16 protein-coding genes and 1 pseudogene are annotated in these 21,411 nt (G+C 34.0%); 6 read left to right on the top strand and 11 right to left on the bottom strand.

The annotated features are described in order from the left end of the window. The first annotated feature begins 94 nt into the window (after positions 1-94). The 4 genes from ICJ85_RS15755 (at position 95) to ICJ85_RS15740 (ending at position 2,525) form a co-directional block, all read left to right on the top strand. Complete coding sequence (locus ICJ85_RS15755) at positions 95-475, top strand: hypothetical protein (protein WP_188224763.1); 381 nt, start codon at positions 95-97, stop codon at positions 473-475. Positions 476-607: 132 nt separating this feature from the next. Then, positions 608-877 carry a hypothetical protein gene (locus ICJ85_RS15750; RefSeq protein WP_188224762.1) on the top strand — a complete coding sequence of 90 codons (270 nt, stop codon included), beginning with the start codon at positions 608-610 and terminating at the stop codon, positions 875-877. A gap of 204 nt (positions 878-1,081) precedes the next feature. Then, entirely contained in the window at positions 1,082-1,618 is a 537-nt protein-coding gene (locus tag ICJ85_RS15745) for an Asp23/Gls24 family envelope stress response protein (RefSeq protein WP_188224761.1), read from the top strand. 178 nt (positions 1,619-1,796) lie between these two features. Then, entirely contained in the window at positions 1,797-2,525 is a 729-nt protein-coding gene (locus tag ICJ85_RS15740; RefSeq protein WP_188224760.1) for a sialate O-acetylesterase, read from the top strand. A gap of 135 nt (positions 2,526-2,660) precedes the next feature. Here the strand turns inward: ICJ85_RS15740 and ICJ85_RS15735 are convergent. The 10 genes and pseudogenes from ICJ85_RS15735 to ICJ85_RS15690 all read right to left on the bottom strand — a co-directional run bounded on the left by ICJ85_RS15735 (position 2,661) and on the right by ICJ85_RS15690 (position 18,681). Next, positions 2,661-3,927: pseudogene (locus ICJ85_RS15735) on the bottom strand (IS3 family transposase). A 211-nt stretch (positions 3,928-4,138) separates the two neighbouring features. Continuing rightward, the gene (gene pafA, locus ICJ85_RS15730) at positions 4,139-5,776 is read right to left on the bottom strand and encodes an alkaline phosphatase PafA (protein ID WP_188224759.1); all 1,638 of its coding nucleotides are present in this window, start codon (positions 5,774-5,776) and stop codon (positions 4,139-4,141) included. Positions 5,777-5,801: 25 nt separating this feature from the next. Next, on the bottom strand, positions 5,802-6,521 hold the full coding sequence (locus tag ICJ85_RS15725) for an endonuclease/exonuclease/phosphatase family protein (RefSeq protein WP_188224758.1): 720 nt from the start codon (positions 6,519-6,521) through the stop codon (positions 5,802-5,804). A gap of 243 nt (positions 6,522-6,764) precedes the next feature. Next, entirely contained in the window at positions 6,765-8,258 is a 1,494-nt protein-coding gene (locus tag ICJ85_RS15720) for an outer membrane protein assembly factor BamB family protein (RefSeq protein WP_188224757.1), read from the bottom strand. A 30-nt stretch (positions 8,259-8,288) separates the two neighbouring features. Further along, a complete protein-coding gene (locus ICJ85_RS15715; protein WP_188224756.1) occupies positions 8,289-10,046 on the bottom strand; it encodes a RagB/SusD family nutrient uptake outer membrane protein in 1,758 nt (585 codons plus the stop codon). Between the two features lie 28 nt (positions 10,047-10,074). Next, the gene (locus ICJ85_RS15710) at positions 10,075-13,575 is read right to left on the bottom strand and encodes a SusC/RagA family TonB-linked outer membrane protein (RefSeq protein ID WP_188224755.1); all 3,501 of its coding nucleotides are present in this window, start codon (positions 13,573-13,575) and stop codon (positions 10,075-10,077) included. 217 nt (positions 13,576-13,792) lie between these two features. Next, positions 13,793-14,971 carry a FecR family protein gene (locus ICJ85_RS15705; protein ID WP_188224754.1) on the bottom strand — a complete coding sequence of 393 codons (1,179 nt, stop codon included), beginning with the start codon at positions 14,969-14,971 and terminating at the stop codon, positions 13,793-13,795. A gap of 84 nt (positions 14,972-15,055) precedes the next feature. Next, positions 15,056-16,339 (bottom strand): YdcF family protein, encoded by a 1,284-nt coding sequence (locus ICJ85_RS15700; RefSeq protein ID WP_188224753.1) that lies wholly within the window; start codon positions 16,337-16,339, stop codon positions 15,056-15,058. A gap of 15 nt (positions 16,340-16,354) precedes the next feature. Then, positions 16,355-17,185 (bottom strand): endonuclease/exonuclease/phosphatase family protein, encoded by an 831-nt coding sequence (locus ICJ85_RS15695; protein WP_188224752.1) that lies wholly within the window; start codon positions 17,183-17,185, stop codon positions 16,355-16,357. 38 nt (positions 17,186-17,223) lie between these two features. Continuing rightward, complete coding sequence (locus ICJ85_RS15690; RefSeq protein ID WP_188224751.1) at positions 17,224-18,681, bottom strand: sulfatase family protein; 1,458 nt, start codon at positions 18,679-18,681, stop codon at positions 17,224-17,226. Positions 18,682-18,833: 152 nt separating this feature from the next. Here ICJ85_RS15690 and ICJ85_RS15685 point away from each other — a divergent pair, with 152 nt between their 5' ends. Together ICJ85_RS15685 and ICJ85_RS15680 are read left to right on the top strand one after the other, a co-directional pair. Further along, complete coding sequence (locus tag ICJ85_RS15685; protein ID WP_188224750.1) at positions 18,834-19,427, top strand: RNA polymerase sigma factor; 594 nt, start codon at positions 18,834-18,836, stop codon at positions 19,425-19,427. Between the two features lie 49 nt (positions 19,428-19,476). Beyond that, a complete protein-coding gene (locus tag ICJ85_RS15680; protein WP_317173099.1) occupies positions 19,477-19,623 on the top strand; it encodes a sigma factor-like helix-turn-helix DNA-binding protein in 147 nt (48 codons plus the stop codon). Between the two features lie 897 nt (positions 19,624-20,520). Here the strand turns inward: ICJ85_RS15680 and ICJ85_RS15675 are convergent. Beyond that, positions 20,521-21,243 (bottom strand): hypothetical protein, encoded by a 723-nt coding sequence (locus ICJ85_RS15675; protein ID WP_188224748.1) that lies wholly within the window; start codon positions 21,241-21,243, stop codon positions 20,521-20,523. Positions 21,244-21,411: the final 168 nt, after the last annotated feature.

Raw genomic sequence — 21,411 nt, 5'->3', positions numbered from 1 at the left:
TAAAACACCAAATATGGTATACAAATTAACTGCTTAAATTCATGTTTAACCTGTAGCCATATTTCAGGACGAGACATTTAAGAAAACCAAGAAAATGAGTTGGGACATTGTACTTTTTAATTCAAAACAGAAAATTAATTCGGTTACCGAATTGGATGAAAATCAATTGGAACCGACTGATTTTAATGGAATTTTGGAAACCTCATTTGACCGAATCAACAAAAACGAAAACCATCGAGAAATAGTCGGAACTGAATTTACGATTGACTTTTTTTCCGATAGTGAGTATTCGAGTAATTTTATGTTATCCTTATATGGGGAAAATGGAATTTACGCCTTGATTGAATTGGCTAAAAAATACAAGTGGCAAATTTATGACTCTGGTATCGATGAAATGATTGACTTGGAAAACCCAGAGAAAAACGGATTTATAAATCATAAGGAATATGTTGAAAAAATTGGACATATAAAGTAAATGATATATACTATCAAGGTTTGGTTGTTTACCGTAATAATTTCACCGCTTTTGTTAGCCTTAATTTTAGGTGTTATTATAAATAACTCTAGTTTCAATAGTATATTGAGTTCTTACGAAATTGTATTTGTTATGATACTAGTAGGTTTAATTTCTTCTATACCAGCAATGGTAATATTTGGATTAATTAAACAGCGTTTAAAGAACAAAGTTTCGGATTTAAAAGAGAAAATAATCTTGTCTTTTTATTCTTTTTTGTCAGTTTGGATTACATTTTACATAGTAGATAATGGATTTATAACGCAATGGTCGGAACAAACAATTTGGGTATTGATTTATTCCTTAACAATAGTAATAGGAGTTTGGATTTTTAAATTTCCAAAAGATGAATTAATTGAATAAAAAACGGTGTATAAAACATAGCTAGTAAGTGCTTGCCAAAAGGTCTATGCCTATTTACAGAGACCGCCAAATTTTTAAATTTGGCTTTTAGAATAGAAAAGTTAAAAACAAAACATAAAAATTCGGCTCTGTGTTAATCCGAAAAGTTAGCGTCTTTTTTACGCTACGTTTCATACACAAATCGTTACCCAACATTTAAACTGAATGAAGAAATCAAAAATAATTCTAATCCATTTTGTATTATTTATTTTATTATCATTAGTTTTTTTCTTCTCCGCTGAGTCAATTTTAAAAACCTTTGCTCCTGATTTAAATTATGTTACAGTTTGGATAACTCTTGTGAATTTTGGAATAGCTTTTATATTTATTGTCCTGCTTATATCTTGCTTAATTTTTATTTTAAGAAAAAAGAAAACCAAAAAAATTGAAAAAATTGAACTGACTAAAAACGGATTTCAGATCAATTATGATGAAGAAATTACTCAATTCAAATGGTCAGAGATTGAAAAACTGACTGGATTTAAAGTTGACCGAATTACAACAGATGATATTTGTTTAAAAATTGAATCTGATAATAAAATATCTTTCGCGACAGAGGAATTCGAAGGTTGGCGAATTTTTATGACGGAATTGCTAAATAAATTTCCCGAAATAGATAAAAATTGGGAAAGTATTATAGCAATTTCAGCATTTGAAAGAAAAGAAACCGAATTGTATAACAGAAATAAAAACGTTGGGTAACACCGTGTAAAAAACATTGCTTATTTTAGTTTAATCGTTTGGTCGTTGCTTTGTTTGCTAGCTTCTGATTTTCCTTCGGAAAATCCTCGCGCACAAACACGCAACTTTCCTTATACATAAACGTTAGGCTTTATTAAAATGAAATATTTAAAATAATTAAATTACAAAGAATAAGATAATGAAAACAAATTCAATCATTTTTTTGTGTTTAATGACATGTTTAATATCATCCTGTGGGTCAATAAGAAATGTGTCAAAACAAGAAGGAAAACATTTATTCATTCTCTCCGGGCAATCCAATATGGCGAGATTAAATCCTGAGGAGTCTTTTACTCCAACAATCAATGAGAATTTTGGAGAAGAAAATGTGATTGTAGTAAAAGATGCTTTAGGAGGTCAGCCTATCAAGCGTTGGTATCGAGACTGGAAACCATTACAAGGAAATGAAGCAATGACCCAAGGAGATTTATACGATATCTTAATGGCCAAAGTATATCCAGCCATTGAAAATGAAAGCATTGCAACTATCACATTTATTTGGATGCAGGGTGAACGTGATGCGCGAGAACAACATGGCGAAGTTTACGAAAAAAGTTTGAAGGGACTTTATAGGCAACTTAGCCAGGACTTGGAACGAGAAGACATAAACTTTATCATAGGCAGATTAAGTGATTATGATATGCAAAATGAAAATTACCCTCACTGGACTATGATACGAGATATTCAGGTAAAAGTAGCTGAATCTAATCTTCGCTTTGATTGGATTAACACTGATGACTTAAACGATGGAGTAAATAGAGAAGGAAAAGAAATAAAGAACGATTTACATATGTCGGCGGAAGGATATATAATAATGGGAAAGCGCTTTGCTGAGAAATCAATTAAGTTAATTGAGAATACTAAATAACAAAGTCTAATCGAGTAGACGGCCGTGAACGATAAGTCAACGGTGCACCTGTCACACCCCCGTACGTAAGGGTCGCGTATACGGCGGTTCAATAATCTGGACTTGCAACAAAAAACTGGACAAATAGTTGAATGACTATGCCGCTAGTTTAAGGTTATACATGTCTAATTCAAATTCTCTTATAGTTCTATTCCCTAAAGAGGAATGTCTTCTTCTATTTTTGTACCTGGCTTCTATCCATCCAAAGATGGACAACTCCGCTTCAGATCTCAACTTATAATTGTGCCTATAAACCCATTCTAACTTTAATGATTTAAAGAATGATTCTGCAACAGCATTATCCCAGCAATTGCCCTTTACTCTTAAAATTCTATTTTTAATTAAGGTATTCGTGATGTGCTTCGCAGTTCTGCTCATTGATTGGTTTACTAAGCCGTTATAACTTTTAATTAATGAGGTAAACTTATGGCTGGCATATTGTATACCTCGATCGGAATGAAATATTAAAGGTTGGGTTAAAGATGTTTTCTTTACAGCCATATGCCAAGCCCTAACAATAGTGTCTTCTGTACTTAGATTATCGCTTAGAGCCCATCCAACAACTTTGCGGTTAAACAAATCAATAATTACAGTAAGTATAACCAACCTTGTTTGGTTTTGATATAAGTAATATAGCTTACCCAAACTTGATTCTGTCTGCTTACTTCAAAAGCATTGGTTTAACAAATTAGGTGCTATTGGGTAATTATGCTTACTATCTGTGGTTGCTTTAAACTTGCGTTTTCGTTTTGCAAACAAATAATTAGTCCTCATAATACGAGCCACTCTGGGTTTTGATATTTTATAGCCTAATGTCTCCAACTCTGTTTTTATTCTGGGAGAACCATAGCTTTCAAAACTATCTTTAAATATAGATTTAATAAGCGTAGTTATCTTTTGATTTTCTAGCCATAATTTACTTGGTCCTGATTGTAGCCAACGGTAATAACCGCTTTTGCTTACCTTTAATATTTGACACATCGTCTTGACAGGAAATCTCACAAGGTGTTGTTTTATAAACCTGTATTTTTCTTGTCGCTCAAGGAGATTTGATATTAAGAGGAGAAAACATTGTTTTCGGGTATTTGCTGATGGCCTTTTTTAAGATGTCTCGTTCTAACTCGGCTTCTTTTAATACCTTTTTTAATCGGGTTATCTCTTTTTCTTCATCGGTCATTTTAGGATTACCACGGCCAGGGAAACTGTTGTTACCATAATCTTTTAACTCTCTACGCCGACGGTAAAGTACTGATGGAAATATGTCCAGGTCATCTCATACTTGTTTTACATTGACTTTGGTATAACTTAACTCGACTGCTTTTTGTTTAAATTCTAAGGTGTAATGTTTAGATTTTCTTCTCATAATGGCTAAGATAAAAACTAACTAACATTTTCTCTCATCTTTATGTCCAGTCTAATATAGGAAGTCTATGCCATCACTGTAACTTTAAATAGAATTTAAAGTTAAAAGAAAAAACACCGTAACTTTTAGTTTAAAGGCAAGTTCACACTTGATATACTTGAATAAAAAACTAACTCAAATAAAATTTGAATGAAAAACTAATTTCAACACATCATCTAAACATAGCTTCTAATGCCTGATAATCTGAAGCGTTTGGCAACGGGATATTCAGTAAAAATGAAAGCGTAGGAGCAATTTGAGTTATTCTAACCGGTTTTATGGTTTCGCCTTTCTGAATATTATTTCCAAACCATAAAAGTGGTACATGTGTATCGCTCGTATACGATGTGCCATGAGTGGTACCAAATGCTCTTTTAGGCATCCAACCTGAATAGGTGTGGTAAATTATATCTCCAGATTCTTCTGGGTTAAAACTATTTTTTATGAAGTCTCCCGTGTGACTGTTACTTAAACTCCAATCAGGAATATACGGCGCAAAAGCGTCCTTTATACCTTCAACAGACTTTAAAAACGTTACTGCCTCTTTAATAACCTGAGTTTTCTGAACATTTGTATCGTTAAAATAAATTTGAGTGCTATCGAAATAAGCAACATAATTATTGGTTCCGAATAAGTTTACTAAATAATCGTTTAAGGCTTTTTTAAGCTGTTTCGTATTATAAAATTCACCCGGAATTTGTTTCGTTTCTAAAAACACCGGATGGTCGCTGGCACCGTGATCGGCAGTTAAAAACAGTACATAGTTTCCTTGACCAACTTCCTTATCTAAAGTTTTTAATAAGGTGGCGATTTCACGATCCATACGAACGTAAGTATCTTCAAGCTCTTTCGAGCGGATTCCGAAACTGTGACCCACGTAATCTGTACTGGAATAACTAACCGTTAAAAAATCGGTTTCTTTACCTTGCCCAAGCTTCTCTCCTTTTATCGTTGCCTTTATTAATTCAGTAAGGAGGGTATTTCCAAAAGGAGTTTCAGTAATAAGTTCGAAGTCGCCATTTGTTTTTCTTAGCTGTTTTAAATTATACGGAAACGTACTTTCTTTTTTACCTTTAAATACTTTTTCAAACGCATCGTTATCACTATTACTATTAATGTATTTTTCCATAGGCAATAACGGTTTCCAAGTTGAATTCAGTAACGCATCCGCTCTCTTTTCCATATTAAAGTTAACTAACCACTTTGGTAATTCTGTTTTATAAAAACTACTGGTTATAAACTGGCCTGTTTCTTTGTTATACCAATACGCGGCATCTGCTAAATGCCCTGCCGGCGAAATGGCACTTCTATCTTTAATAGATAAACCAATAACTTTAGACCTTCCGTTTGAAAACAACTTAAGTTCGTCTGTTATCGTGGTAGTTTTTATATTTTTTGGAGATCTTGAGTAACTGCTGTATTTCTCATCTTTTTGAATACCTGAATTATCAACCATAAAAACCGTTGAATCTTCAACACAATACATTTTTCGCTTTAAATCTCTGCTGTACCAACTATTTGAAACAATACCGTGATTGGTTGGTGTGGTTCCCGTATAAATAGTCGCGTGGCCTAAACAGGTTGCTGTCGGCACATAATTGTAATGTGTGTTTCTTGCGTTAAACCCCTCTCTCATTAAGCGTTTAAAGCCGTCATCGGTATAATTGTCCTGAAAGCGGTATAAATATTCATAACGCATTTGGTCGACTACAACACCTACCACCAATTTTGGTTTAGCTGTTTTTTGGGCGTATGTAAATGAAGTAATTACTGCGAATAGAAACAGTAAGATTGCTTTTTGTTTACTCATTAATTATATTGATTTTCAAATTATATTAAAGCTGAATAGAAACTTCTGCTATAACAGGATAATGATCTGACGCCGTTGAAGTGCCTCTGATTATACTGTTAACAGTCACCCAACCATTCCCCATAATGTAGTCCAGTCTTTTTTCTCTGGAATCATCACCAACTTTCCATGTTTTAAAAGCATAGGCTGTGCCTAATGGATCTTGAAAACCTGCATTTGTTGCATTAATTACTGTATGTTGAGATGATGAAGGCTCAAAATTAAAATCGCCAACTACTATTTTACGTCCACCATGTGTATTTGTTAAACTATCAAATTGCAATATTTGGGCATTCTGAATACTTGTCTGGCATCCGCGACCAAAGTGGGTATTATAAAAAAATAAGAACTTCCCACTACCTATGTCTATTTTTGTTTTCATAAGTCCCTGACGATTACCATTATCTCCCGTAGCGCTGCAGGCATGAGTACTATTTTGATTGTAAGTCCAACGCTGAGTTGCACTGCCTTCTATTGTTTTTTTACTTATAGTTAAATTACCAAAATCTGCATTCGTTTTAAGATTATGAAAGTTTCGCTTATAACTTGAACCTAAAATATTCATTATAGTAGATATTTGACTTTCATAAACTTCATTAAGACCAATTACATCTGCATTTACAGACTTTATATAATTTGCCACTGTAGTAATATTTGAAGTACCTCCATCTATATTCCAAACCATCACCTTTAAATCGGCTGTCACTACGGCCTCACTTGTGGTTAGATTTGGAGTAACAAATGATTCCTCTTCGTTTAAAGACTGATTTGGTTCATCACATTTAATAAAAACAATGCTTAGTATTAAAATAACACACAGTGATAAAATTTGTTTTGCTCTTTTCATAATAAAAAATATATTATTAGTATTAGTATGCTATTAATCTTTTGAATGTATTCTTTAAAATTAAAAGGAATAAGAATGTAGTTTTACCCCTTTTATTTTAATTTAGATAGAAAATGAAGTATTTCTCTTATTTTTACCTTTCATTGGCCAAAATGAATCGGCTGGTCCTTCACTTTTGTTTGTAGTGATTTTAAATAGTGTAATGGTTGAACCATTGTAACCTTCAATATAAACCGTACCATCATCGGCAATGGTTGGTGAATTTACTTCGCCTGATGTTAAATTCAATTGTTTTAATAACTCACCTAAAGCATTTACAACAATTAATTTACCATCTGAAGTTCCAACATAAACATTACCTTCAGAATCTACGGCTGGCACAGATTCATTTACTGTTGCTTCGTAGTGCCAGACAACATCACCAGTTTCCGGATTAATAGCTGCCAACCCGGCAGAACCACCAACATAAAGATTGCCATCTAAACCAATAACAATTCCTGAGTTATTTGCTCCAGCTACTTCTGTACTCCATTTTACTGAACCAGTTGTTCCGTTATCGGTTATAGCTGTTACGCCTGCATCGGTAGTGTAATAAACCGTTCCGTCGCTATTTAACGCTAAAGACGTACCTGTTGCATTGTCTTCAAAAGCTATATTTTCTGTCCATTTAGATGTTCCATCGGCTGCATTAATCGCATAAACCAAGCCATTTGTTTTAATAGCGTATAACGTGGCGCCATCCACACTCAATACCGGGGATCCATAATAACCTGTTCCGGTAACTTCCTGGAATTTCCAACGTTCTGCTCCATTAGCATCAAAAGATATAATCCCCTGATTTCTTGTTCCAATATAAACGTTTCCGCTGGCATCAATAGCTGCTGTTGAGTTAGAAATTCCTGTTCCAGTTGTTCCTAACCAAAGTTGTGTTCCATCAGCAGCATTTACTTTACTTACCGCATCTAAAGCCCAGATACCAATATAAATATGGCCGTCAGGCCCAATAGCTGGTGCGTTTCTAATGTTGTAACCCGGTACGTATTCCCAAACTTTTGTTGGTGTTGTTCCGTTATCTGTAACAGCAATCATTCTACTTTCAGCAGCTGCATAAGCTTCAAGATAATAAATAGTTCCATCTTCGGCTATAGCTGGAGACGAAGACCCATCGTTATAATTAGGAACTACATTTTCTGTACTAAATGACCAAACCACAGAAGCCTCAAAAGGATCTGCCACCGGCTCTAAAACGGTAATTTCCTGAGTTACGGTTGTTGAAGCTTCAAGCTTATCTGAAGCTGTTAAACTTACTGTGTAAACGCCTTCAGCTGGAAAGGTAAACGTGGCATTTTGAGTTGCTACAGTAGACTGCGCTTCATCACCAAAATTCCATACCCAAGAAGTAATCACGCTCGATCCTGTTAAAAATCTTCCGTTAAAACTCACTTCCTGTCCTGCTCTAACTTCGCTTGGAGCATAAGAGAACTCTACTAATGGGGTTGCGATGACAACAATTGGTGCATCTTTATCGTCGGTGCTACATCCTAAAAACGTACCACTAAAAACTATTAAGGCTAAAAATATTTTAAAAATTTTCATTATTTATTTTATTTGACTGATTAGTGTTTTTTAGTTACTCCACCTTGGGTTTTGAACTAAATTTGTGTTAAGTAGTAATTCTTCGGAAGGTATTGGATAGTAATAATCTTTATCCTCACTAAAAATTACATTTTGGTTGAATGGCGTAAAATTACCCGAAGTTCCATTGGTTAATTTTCTTTCGTTTACGTTTACAAGATTTGGTGTTCCTGCCGGTGCTCCAGAGGTATTTCCATCGTGTAAATACACATCTGCACTACCATCGCCATCAAAATCGTAAGCTCCTAATCCGCTGAAATAAATTCCGAAAAATGGTTGCTCCAGTTTTTTACCAGCTTTCCAACGCATTAAATCATCCCAACGTAAACCTTCCATAAACAATTCGATACGACGCTCACGACGGATTTCTAAAATAACGCCTTGATTTGCTCCTGCACCGACATTAGGATACATGTTTTCTAAATAAACATCAGGATTAGCATTTGCTGTAACCAATGTTAAATGTGGCATACCTACGCGGTCTCTAAGTTTATTTATAGACTTATCTAAATCTATTTGTGTTATAGTACCTAATTCGGCTTTAGCTTCTGCAAAAATTAACAGAGCTTCAGCATAGCGGAAAAGAATAATATCGTTGTACGATGATTTATTTCCCCACTGGTCTTTACTTGAAATCGATTTAATAACTCTGTAACCTGTTGTTGTTCCTTTTATATCAACTATTTCAGGTGAATCTGACAAATACGCGGTATAACCAGGCCCCGCAACCGTTTGTGTTAACCTTGGATCGCGGTTTTGCATTTCATCATAAAACTCGATAGTTTCATAACCCGAAATATCCGTAAAACGCGAACCATCTTTTAGCAGGTAACTATTAACGGCATCTTTAGGAACACCAAAAGATCCGTTGGTTGGCGATGTTGCCAAACTTGCGACGTTGTGTCTGATAAAATCGAAATTATAATCTCTTGCTAAAATGGTTTCGGTAGCCGTTTGATTGTACATATCAAATAATTCTCTGTACGACGTATTCACATCTCCATTGCTATACAATTGGTAAACACCAGAATTTATTAAAGCTTCGGCAGCATTTGCAGCTTCAGTTAAAAAAGATTCGTAATCTCCTAATTCATGGTATTTTCTAAAGGTACCTTCAAATAAACAGATTCTTGCTTTTAATATAAGTGCCGTGTACTTTGTAATTTCGTTTACTTTTTTCTCGCTTGACAAATATTCAATCGCGTTATTAATATCGCTTAAAATATTATCCATAACCAATTTTCGAGAATCTCTTGGCTTGTACAAATCTTCATCACCAGCTTCTAAAACATGATCATACCAAGGCACATCACCAAAACGCTTTACTTTATTGTAATAAAATAATGCTCTAAAAAACTTAGCATAAGCGTTGTATTTAAGCTCTAAATCTGTATCATTAACATTACTTGAATTATCTAAAAAGAAATTAATTGTTCTTAAATTTCCCCAAGACCATCCACCACTTCCGCTGGCTGTTGGAACAATTCTAGCGCCTTTAACACGGTCTGAAACCAACAACGGAATAATATTATCGGAAGACGCATCATCGGTGTATGCTTCTTCTTCCGGAAGCATATCGTAAAACCCGTTAACGTAAGCTTTTAACTGCTCTTCGGTTTTAAAATAATTTGATGCTTCTATTAAATGTTCGGGTGGTGTATCTAAATAATCTAAATCGCAGGCTGTACTCACTAAAGCCACAGATAACACTAAAAACACCTTATTTAAAATTCTACTATAATTTTTCATCTTCTTACATTTAGTTTAAACAATTGTTTTAAAGTGTGATATTTATGCCTAATGAAATCATTTTATTAATCGGATAATCTTCAACATCTGAACTTGTCGTTGCATTATTCGGATTAGACAAACTAACACCTGAACCAGCTTGTTCCGGATCTAAGTATTTTGTTAAACCACCAAACCTAAATGTGAATAGATTTTCTCCACTGAAGTAAACTCTTAAACGTTCTATGCTAATTTTTCTGGTGATATCCTGCGGTAACGTGTAACCCACAGTTAAGTTTTTAAGCCTTAAATATCCTAGATTTTCTAAATAATAATCGTTTACAACGCTTAGCTGTCTGTCTGAACCTAAAGCAGAATAACCTCGTCCGATTTGAGGATATCTTCCGTTCGGATTATCTTCACTCCAAGCATTACTTACTAAATCCTTTCTAATATAAGCTACATACGGACGCTCGTAAGTTCCCCAGTACATACGTCCGCGAGGATACCAATCTTGAGATGCTACACCAGCACCCTGAACTAAAACGTCGAAACCATTCCATTCTGAACTGATTAAGAAACCAAACGGGAACTTAGGCATTCCATTACCAATAACCCTTAAATCGCCGTGGTCTTCAAGGGTATTGTTTCCGTTATCGATTTTTCCATCGCCGTCTAAATCTAAATACTTAACATCGCCAGCAATTAAACCTCTGTAATCGCTATTTTGAGTTACATTGAAGGCATAATTATACACATCTGACAAATACAATGATGGATTAACAAAAGTATTTTGATACGCTAAAGCTTCTTCGTTAGACTGGAATTGGCCTTCGGTTCTGTATCCCCAGATTTCGCCTAACGTTTGCCCTTCGTAGAACGAACTTAATAATCCGTTAGGGTTAGAATATTTGGTAATTTTTCCAACAGAATTATTTAAACTTCCAGTGACTTTTAAAGTTAAAGGCTTTCCTTTTAAGGTAAATGTATTTTGATACGTTAACGCCAATTCAAAACCTTTCACCTCTAAATCCGCATTATTTTCTCTTGGTTCGTTAGCACCAAAAACACCGGGTAATGGTTCTCCTGGTAGATACATATCGGTTACCTGTTTCCTGTAGACATCTACCGAGGTTGTAAACTTATTATTAAAGAATCCTAAATCTACACCAAAGTTTGTTATTGCTGTGTTTTCCCAGGTTGAAGAACTTGGTAACGGATTAGGGTCGCCTACCATATTCAGTTTTGAACCACCCACTAACCAATCTGTTGTGCCAATTGGTAATAATTGAGAAAACGTATACAAACCTACACTTTGGTTTCCTAGAACCCCGTAAGATCCACGTAATTTAAATGAACTAATGGTAGGTTTTATATTTTCCCAGAAATTTTCTCTACTTAAAAACCATGCCGCTGATGCTGATGGGAAGAATCCCCAACGGCTATTTTCAGGAAAACGAGACGATCCATCGTAACGCGCTGTAATATCTAGTAAATACTTATTACTAAAATCGTAATGAAAACGACCAAATACACCTTGAACAGCCCAGTTGGTTGCTTCGGCATCGGCACGCAGTATTTCGGTTCCTAAGTTTAAATTAGAATAGTCCGGATCGAAAAGTCCGCCTTGTTCTGCTATAACAACTTCTTCATTAAAATCTTCCTGATTGTACCCTGTTGTTAATTTAAAATTGTGGTTGTCGGCTATGGTTTGATCAAACGTTGCGTAAGCATTTAAAACATTGTAAACATTTTCTGTTTTTTGTTCTGTTAACCTGTTAAGCCCAACAGTTTGTAAATCCAGTCTTTCACCTGTTAAATATTCAAACGGATTTAAACGTCTACTCCAGTTATTATTAGTAAACCTATTACTGTAATCTATATTAACTTTTAAATTATCTAAAGGCGTAATAATTGCACTAAACGTATTAACCAACTGTTTATAATCATAATCCTGATATGATTTCCCAGCTTTTACAGAAGCAAAAGTTCCCTGACCACGTCTATCGAATGATACACCTTCTATTTCTGGTGAATCGAAGGCAAAAAGGTAATTATTATCGTAAGTCCAGCTTAAGCCCCATCCAGCAGTTCTTCCTCCATACTCAATTTGATCTCCAGTATTATACTGCACATCGTTAGATAATTTTAACCAATCGTTTACTTTAAAAGATAAATTGGCTTTAATATTTTTTCTGGTTACTTCTTCATCCTGTAATTTTTGAACCGTTCCGGTTTTATATAAGCGTCCTGAAAGGTATCCTTGAATGGTTTCGTTACCACCAGAAATAGACACATCGTTTATTTGCGAAAACACTTGCTTTCTATACAAGTAATCGTACCAGTCTGTGCTTCCGTAAAATTTAAAAGTTCCATCGGCCTGAAGTTCCTGCCAAGGTGCGTAAACACCATCGGCAACCAATTGTAATCTTTCCCAGTCTTGTTCATTTGTATATCCTGTATAATTACTTCCGTTATATCCGTAAATAGCAGAATCAATAGTTTTTCCGTATAAAACAGGATCTGAAATATAATCAGTTCTAACCGCTGGTGAAGCCATAGATAAGGTACTATTATAATATACCTTTACAGCACCTTCTTTTCCTTTTTTAGTGGTAACTAAAATAACCCCAAAAGCACCACGCGCACCGTAAATTGCAGCTGAACCTGCATCTTTTAATACGGTAACCGATTCGATATCTGAAGGATTTAACAAGTTTATATTTCCCGCAATTCCATCGATTAAAACCAATGGTGAACCACCATTAATAGAGTTAAACCCTCTGACGTTTATTTCTGGATTTTCTCTTGGATCGCCGTTATTCGATTGAATATTTAAACCAGGCATAACACCTTGAAGTGATTGCACAATACTAGTATTCGCTCTGTTTCCTAACTCATCGCCAGAAATCTGATCCACGGCTGCTGTTAAATTTTCCTTTTTTGTTGAACCAAAACCAACAATAACAACTTCATCTAAACTTGAAACACTTTCTTTTAAGAGCACATCAATAACCGTTTGATTTCCTACAGCGATTTCCTGAGTTTCATAACCTAAAAACGTCACCACTAAAATAGCATCGTCTCCTTTTAAATTTAAGCTGAATTCACCATCGAAATTAGTTTGCACACCATTTGTTGTGCCTTTTTCTACAACACTGGCACCAGGCAAGGGTTGTCCCGACTCATCGGTTACCGTTCCAGAAATCGCTGTTTGTAAAATGGCTTTATTACTTTTAGAAAGATTGCCTTTTATAACAATGGTATTGTTTGTCTGAATCGTGACTTGCAATTCACCATACGATAACACATCGCTAAGCAATTTGTTGGTTTTAATAACCCCTTTTTTAAGGTTAACTTTTGGATAATTATTAAAAATACCTTCTTCATAAAAGAAATCGTATTCGGTTTGATCCATAATTAGATCGAAAACCTCATCAACCGTTAAAGTTTTATCTTCTTTTATGATAATTTTAGAATTTTGAGACACTACATTATTCGGCGAAAAGCCAAATACCAGTGTGCAACAAAAGAAAATGAATGTCCTCATAATGAGCATTAAAAATCGCTTCCTGCATTTAAAAAAAGCGCTAGTTAATTTAATTTTCATAATTTTGTATTATTAGTTTGTTAAATTATTTTTTAATGAATTAATACGATTTAATAAGGATAAAGGCATTTACTTTGGCGAGGAAAGACTTTATCCTTTTTTGTTTTATTTTCGTTCTAATATTTTCCCATATTTATTTGGTTTTGTTAGTGGTTATTTACTTTATAGTTATAATGTTTCCTTCAATTTTATAATGATTAATGGAAGTCGATTTCATAATTGAAAGAATATCTTCAAGACTTTTACCCTTCCTGAAAACACCTTTAAAACTCACGTCTTTCAAACTTTCATCTTCAAAAACAACCTCGACATCATACCACCTTGAAATGGTTTTCATAATCTCCTCTAATGGTTTTCCTTTAAAACTAAACACGCCATCTTTCCAGGATACTTCTGAAGCCACATCGACATACTTTACAGCTACATTTTTACTTAATTTATCAAGCACTGATTGCTGTCCGGGTTTTAGCTTTATCTTTACATTTCCTTTATTAACCTGAACTACACCTTCAACCAAAGTAGTTAACACATTTTCATCGTCTGTATAAGCTTTAATATTAAATTCGGTTCCTAAAACTTCTATCGTCTGATTTTTATTAAGCACTTTAAAAGAAGCGCCCTGATGTTTACTACTTGGTGACACATCAAAATAGGCTTCTCCATACACTAATTCCACCTGTCTTACTGCGCCTTCTATAAAGTTTTTTGGGTATTTTAACTGACTTTCCGAGTTTAACCAAACCATTGTACCATCGGCTAGTTCTATATGATATTGTCCCCCTCTTGGAATCGTCAGGTAATTATATTCAATTTCTGCGGTAGCATTATTAGCATAAGTAATTTTTGAACCACTAACCTGAACTTCATGTGTTTCGTAATGCGTTGTTTCTTCTAAAGCTATCTCGCTGCCATCGGCTAAAGTTAAAATGGCTTTGTTACTCCCCGGAACAATATTAATTTGGTCTTCGGAAGTTATTTCAACGGCGGCATTTTCTTCATTGTTATTTAAAACAAAAAACGTTGTTACAGCCCCAAAAATCAGTAAAGCTGCGGCATATTTTATATACGGCTCTATACTAAAAACTTTTGTTTTAGATTTCTCTGCGACAGCTAAATTCTCCTGTTCTTCTTCATTTAAAAACAAACGTTCTTTAGATTGTTTTAAATTCTCTTTATTTAAGGTTTCGCTGTGTATAACATGATGTATTTGAACATAATCTGCAAAAATTTGTTCATGAAGAGGGTTATCAAGCCAGTCTTCCAGCACCGCTTCTTCTTCTATTGAAATGTTTCTGTTTAGAAACTTTACTATTAATTTTTCTATTTCTTCATTCATAATCTTACTCTTCTCTACACACCTAATACAAAACCAATTTCAAATACCCTATCTGAAAAACAATGTTTTTATTTTATTGTGATTTTAAGGATCTAATGGCTGAATAACATCGATGTGTAACGATGAACGTTCCGGTAAAAATTCTACATCATTTTTATTTAAACGTTTCCCCAGATTTATAGGCACGTAACCTAAATCTCTAATGCAACGTTTTTTAAAATTGTTATTGGTAATATATTCGCTTTGGTATTTGGTTGTTGTTACTAAGGCCTTTTTATTTGAAGGTATACCGTATTTATAAATTAAACGCGCGGTATTTCTAAAATTAGTCGTGGTATGGCGTGCGTGAGGCTCGATAATAATAGATTCTTCAGGAATGCCATACTTAGTTATAAGTTCCTTTTTCATTTCGAAAGCTTCATTATAAATCGTTCTAAAAGGATGTACGCGCCCTCCTGAAACCACTATAAATGGCGCCAGTTTGTTTTCAAACCTTTCAACCGCTAATTTAAGCCTGAATCGTGCCACAGGACTCAATGCTACTTTATCTTCTTCAGGTCCGTAACCGGGAATTAAAATGACTGAATACTTATAATCACTCCAATTTACTGTTGATATGTATTGAACAGCTCTCTTATTTTCACCTTCTTCCATGGGTTCGTAAGATGCTACTTCATCACGATCGTTTATATCTAACAAATTTAAAGCAAATTGCAATGATGGTTCGAAAAACAAGGTCATCTCTTCGGTGTCATGAGCCACACTATTTGTATTAATATCGATTAACTGCTTGTAAAATGTGGTGTTCTTATCGTATGAAATGGAATCTATTTTAGGATAAAGCGGACGTTCGCCTCGCCCGTAAATATTTAAAATAGAGTTTAGTCCTTTCGCGGCATCAGCCCAAACGTTAACCAACAAACTATCATCGTTTAAATGATAATAGTTTTGATAATTTCCGGAAGCTCTTACATGTTCTTTTACAAAACTTTGAATACTTTTATTTTTACCGTATAAAAACTGTAAACGATTAGAAACGGCATTAATCTGTTCTTGTTTCCAGGTTAAAGCTTCTAAATGACAATCGATATTTTTTTCACACGTGTTGGAAGCATGCTGAGTCTGAGACTTAAAATCCTTAAACACCGTATTTAAAAATTTATCTTTAGCAAACAGGCTATTTACTTCGGCGCCTTTTTGTATTGCCGTAAAAAAATAAAAGACTTTATCTTGAATAATATGTTCACTTTTATAAGGCAGGTAGTTTTGGTAATAACTCGTATTGTTTTGAGCCATCATCCCTTTTGAAAACCAAAATGCACCTGTAATTAAAAGGAAAGTCGTTATACTTTGCTTATTTAAATTCATATTAGGATCTATAAACTAATTCAAATAAAAACACACATTTGCCCAAACCGGAAAGTGATCTGATGTTCTGTCTTCGGTATCAGACCAAGGAGTATTTACAAAATGAAAATACTTGTTAGCCATAATATAATCGATACGTTTAGGATCTGATAATTTAAAGGTATTTGGGTCTAAACTTTTACCAAGTGGATCAATAAATACACTTTCCGCATCGGTTAACAAAGTATGATTATCGCTATCTGGTGTAAAATTAAAATCACCCAAAACTAACATTGGTACGTCTCCAAGTTTAGCCGCTCTACGTTTAATTTCCTTTATTTCATAATGTCTTACCAAAGCATCTCCACTTTCCAAATGCGTTACATACACCCAAATATCACCATCCGGGTGTTGAATTTTAGCTTCAATTAACCCTTTTAAATGATCGCCTTGAATTTCATATTCAACATGCTTAATATCTAAAATAGGATATTTGCTTAATAAAGCAACCCCATATTTACCACTAACTTCAAGACCATAAAAATCATAATAATACCCTAAGGCTTCCGCAATTAACTTTGGTTGATCGTCATAATTAGTTGCTGCTTTTTGGTTTACCCCTATTTCGTTAAGTCCAATAATATCAGGGTTCGAGTCTTTTATGGTTTTAATTGTATTATCTAAACCATAGTCGTTAATATCGTTTCTGTCTGCACCTCTTGGAAAGCCTCCAAAAATATTAAAAGTCATCACCTTGATATTTCGAGACACACCACCATCTACATTTGGTGAAACTACCGTTTCTTCATTATCATTACAAGAAGCCACTAGGCCTAATATCAACACTAATTTAATTATCAATTTCATGATTATAATTTTTTAATTTGATTTTGGTTAATTATTAATTACTTTACTTGTCCTGGTTCTCTATTATTTTTCCCATTTCTATTAGTTAGGTTATCTCCCAAGTCTTCTCTAGCTAATTCAGCTAATTCTTTTATCTCGTTAACAACTTCAGGATAAAGACTTATAACGTTATAACGCTCACCTGGATCACGACGTAAATTGTATAATTTCATTTCTTTTACCTGGATCTTTTCAACCTTCCCAGGAAAACCATTGTTTCCTGGTAAATTATTCTCGTAGGAGCGATGGGTATGAGGAAACACTAATTTCCAATTATCTTTTCGCACTGCTTCCAAGTTATTTTTCCCATAATAATAAAACATGTGATTTCTTGGATTTGCTTTTACATCTCCCTTTAACAAAGGCAATAAACTCACACCATCAATTTTATGTTTCGGTAATGATCCTTTTGTGATTTCTGCTATTGTTGGTAACAAATCTATAGTCGAGGCAATATTATTAGTTAAAGAACCTTTTTCAATTATATTGGGCCATTTCATAAGGCAAGGCTCCCGCTGCCCGCCTTCCCAGCTTGTGCCTTTTCCTTCTCGTAAACCTCCTGTTGACCCTGCATGGTTTCCATAATTTAACCAAGGTCCATTATCGCTAGTAAAAATTACAAGCGTATTCTCTTCAAGACCATTCTCCTTTAAAGCCTTTAAAACTTCACCGACAGACCAGTCGATTTCCATCATTAAATCGCCATAAAGTCCTTGCTTGCTTTTCCCTTTAAATTTGGATGATACCGCAATAGGAACATGAGGCATAGAATGAGGTAGATATAACAAAAATGGATTGTTTTTATTCTTTTGAATAAATTCTACCGCTTTATTGGTATATAAAGTTGTAAGCTGTGCTTGATCTTCAAGAGTTTTTACATATGTATTTGCCTTGTTATTTAGAATTAATGGTAATGGTGGATATTTAGCATCTTCTTTTGGATTTCCTGCATAATCAACAGGCCACATATCATTAGAATACGGTAATCCGAAAAATTCATCAAAACCATGTTGAAGTGGTAAAAATTCTTCCGCATCGCCCAAATGCCATTTACCAAAAATAGCTGTAGCATAACCGTTTTCTTTAACTACTTCGGCTATCGTATTTTCATTTTGATTTAAACCTACTTTGGAATTAGGTCTTAAAGCTCCATGAATACCAACCCTATTTGGATAACATCCTGTTAATAATCCGGCTCTTGACGCACTGCAAACAGCTTGAGCTGCATAAAAGTTGGTAAAAACCATACCTTCATTAGCCATACTATCTATATTAGGGGTTTTGTAATCTATTGCTCCATTGAGCGATAAATCACCATACCCCATATCATCCATAAAAATGATGACTATATTAGGATTTTCAACTTGTTTAGATGTTTTATTTGAAACTTGAGCATTAATATTTAAAACAAAACTTAATGTAAGACTGGCTAAACTGAAGGCTTTATAAAAATTCATTTGTTAAATTATATTTAGTCACACCTAATACAAACCTATTTATAAACACCCTACCTTTTAAAGATTTTTTTTTACTTTAACGTTTTGTTACTAAATTATTAGCTCATCAATCCACGCTTTGTTAGCATATATATTTTTAAGAATTTTGACACATGAATAATTTTTATGAGAATAACGCGCAACTTGTTTCTCTTACTAAGGAAGGAGACACAAAGGCTTACAATTATATTGTAGAAAATTATCATGAAAAGATTTTTGCATATGCATTTTCCTTAACAAATAATTACGCATTAGCACAAGATATTGTTCAGAATGTATTTTTAAAAACCTGGGAATTTAGAAGAAATTTAGATCCTATTTATCCTATTAAAAGCTTTTTATACAAATCAACTTACAACGAATTTGTAAATAATTATCATAAAAACAAAGCTGTATCAAGACTTGAACAAAAGTTTGTAGATTTGTTAGATCAATTTATCTCTGAAGAAAACGACGATATTTTAATTAGAAAGACTACTATTGTCAACACTGAAATAGAGAAATTACCTGCTAAGTGTAAAGAAGTATTTTTATTAAGTAAAAAGGAAGGACTAACCAATACCGAAATTGCTTCTCACTTAAGTATTTCCATTAAAGCTGTTGAAGGGCAAATCACCAGAGCGTATTCCATTTTAAGGAAAAGTTGCCTTGAAAAAATACAAGCCTTTTTGTTTTTATTATTCGGATCGAAAATAAAGCCGTTTTAAACTTTGATAATTTACCCTTTTTAGGTTAATTAAAGTTGTTAAATAAGAGATTTCAAACCTTCCTCCAAAGTGTAAAACCATTTTCATCATGGCTAAACTAGAGGGACTTTCCTATGACGAAATTGCAGAACATCATAACATAGCTGCAAGAACCGTAGAGAACCAAATGTATAAGGCTTTTGAAATTATAATATAAAAAGTTGGTGATAAAATGGAAGGTATTTTATTCTTATTTTAAACCCGGTGTTTATCTAAATAGTGTGATGCATACTGGTGTACTATTAAAAACACTGATTGCAATCATTAACAACCACCTAATTATTCCTTTTAATGTCATCTACACCCATTTTCAAAACGGGTGCGTTTTCGGTGTAAAACCGGTGTTAAATTAATAGTGGGGTGTGCACTAGTGTATTATAAAAAACACTGGTATAACTATTAAAAACTACATAATTATACCATTTATTGTTATCTGCACCCGTTTTCAAAACGGGTGTGTTTTCGGTGTAAAACCGGTGTTAACTTAATAGTGGGGTGTGCACTGGTGTATTATAAAAAACACTGGTATAACTATTAAAAACTACATAATTATACCATTTATTGTTATCTGCACCCGTTTTCAAAACGGGTGTGTTTTCGGTGTAAAACCGGTGTTAACTTAATAGTGGGGTGTGCACTGGTGTATTATAAAAAACACTGGTATAACTATTAAAAACTACATAATTATACCATTTATTGTTATCTGCACCCGTTTTCAAAACGGGTGTGTTTTCGGTGTAAAACCGGTGTTAACTTAATAGTGGGGTGTGCACTGGTGTATTATAAAAAACACTGGTATAACTATTAAAAACTACATAATTATACCATTTATTGTTATCTGCACCCGTTTTCAAAACGGGTGTGTTTTCGGTGTAAAACCGGTGTTAAATTAATAGTGGGGTGTGCACTAGTGTATTATAAAAAACACTGGTATAACTATTAAAAACTACATAATTATACCATTTATTGTTATCTGCACCCGTTTTGCACCCGTTTTCAAAACGAGTGTGTTTTCGGTGTAAAACTGGTGTTAACTTAATAACGGTGTAAAACATTAATTGGTCTCTAATGACACATTAAATACTTGAGTTAAAAGCACAAATTCTGCTTCGCTTCTTGCCTGCTCTTTTAGTTCTTCAATATGCCGCTTTCTTTTATCCTGAGCTTTAGAGGCCTTAGTTTCCTTTAACTTAAATTCTAATTTATCAGAGTCTTTGCTAACATTAGGGATTAAAACCCGTTTTACTTCTTCCAGTGTTTCCTCCAGGGCTTTATTTTCTGAAACAGACACCTGTTTTACTTCCGATTTATTTTTTGCTTTTTTATCAAACCGTTCTTTAAGCTCTTCTAAATGCTGCTTTGTGATGTTTAATTGTTGTACAAATCCATTATACTGATCCTTACTCACATCAGGTATATCCACTTTTACATACTCTACATAATAATTATAAATATGAACAAACCCTTGAACATAGGTTGTATAGCGATCGATTAAAAACTCAACCTTTGACTTAGGCTCAGTATCTATCAGTTCTAAGAGGGTGTATATGTTATTATCTAAAAGGAATGATTTAGGGAATACATGAACACTAACCGGGTGTTGGTCTACTAAATAATTGTGTCCGTTTTTCTCAAAAAGCAACATCCTATTAGCATGATTTAACAACACTGGTGTCGTTTCGCCAGCCATCTCTAATAATCCTAAAGGCAAGTAATACACCGAAGCACAAAACAAATTACTTAGAAGCTCTAATTGTATATCTTCATATGATTTCATAAGGGGCTAACTTTTTAGTAATTCTGAAAAATCTTTTGGTAATTCGGCATCAATGTCTCTTAAGTATTTCTCTAGAGCATCCATGGTATTGTGACCTGTAATTTGCATTAATTTACTTTTAGCTTCATTGGGTGATGATTCTTTTACCAAGGCTCTGTATAACTTCGT

Origin of the sequence: Aestuariibaculum marinum, assembly GCF_014596975.1 — a bacterium.
Lineage (GTDB): Bacteria > Bacteroidota > Bacteroidia > Flavobacteriales > Flavobacteriaceae > Aestuariibaculum > Aestuariibaculum marinum.
The sequence above is the reverse complement of the archived record's forward strand: the minus strand, read 5'-3'. Positions and strand labels throughout refer to the sequence as shown.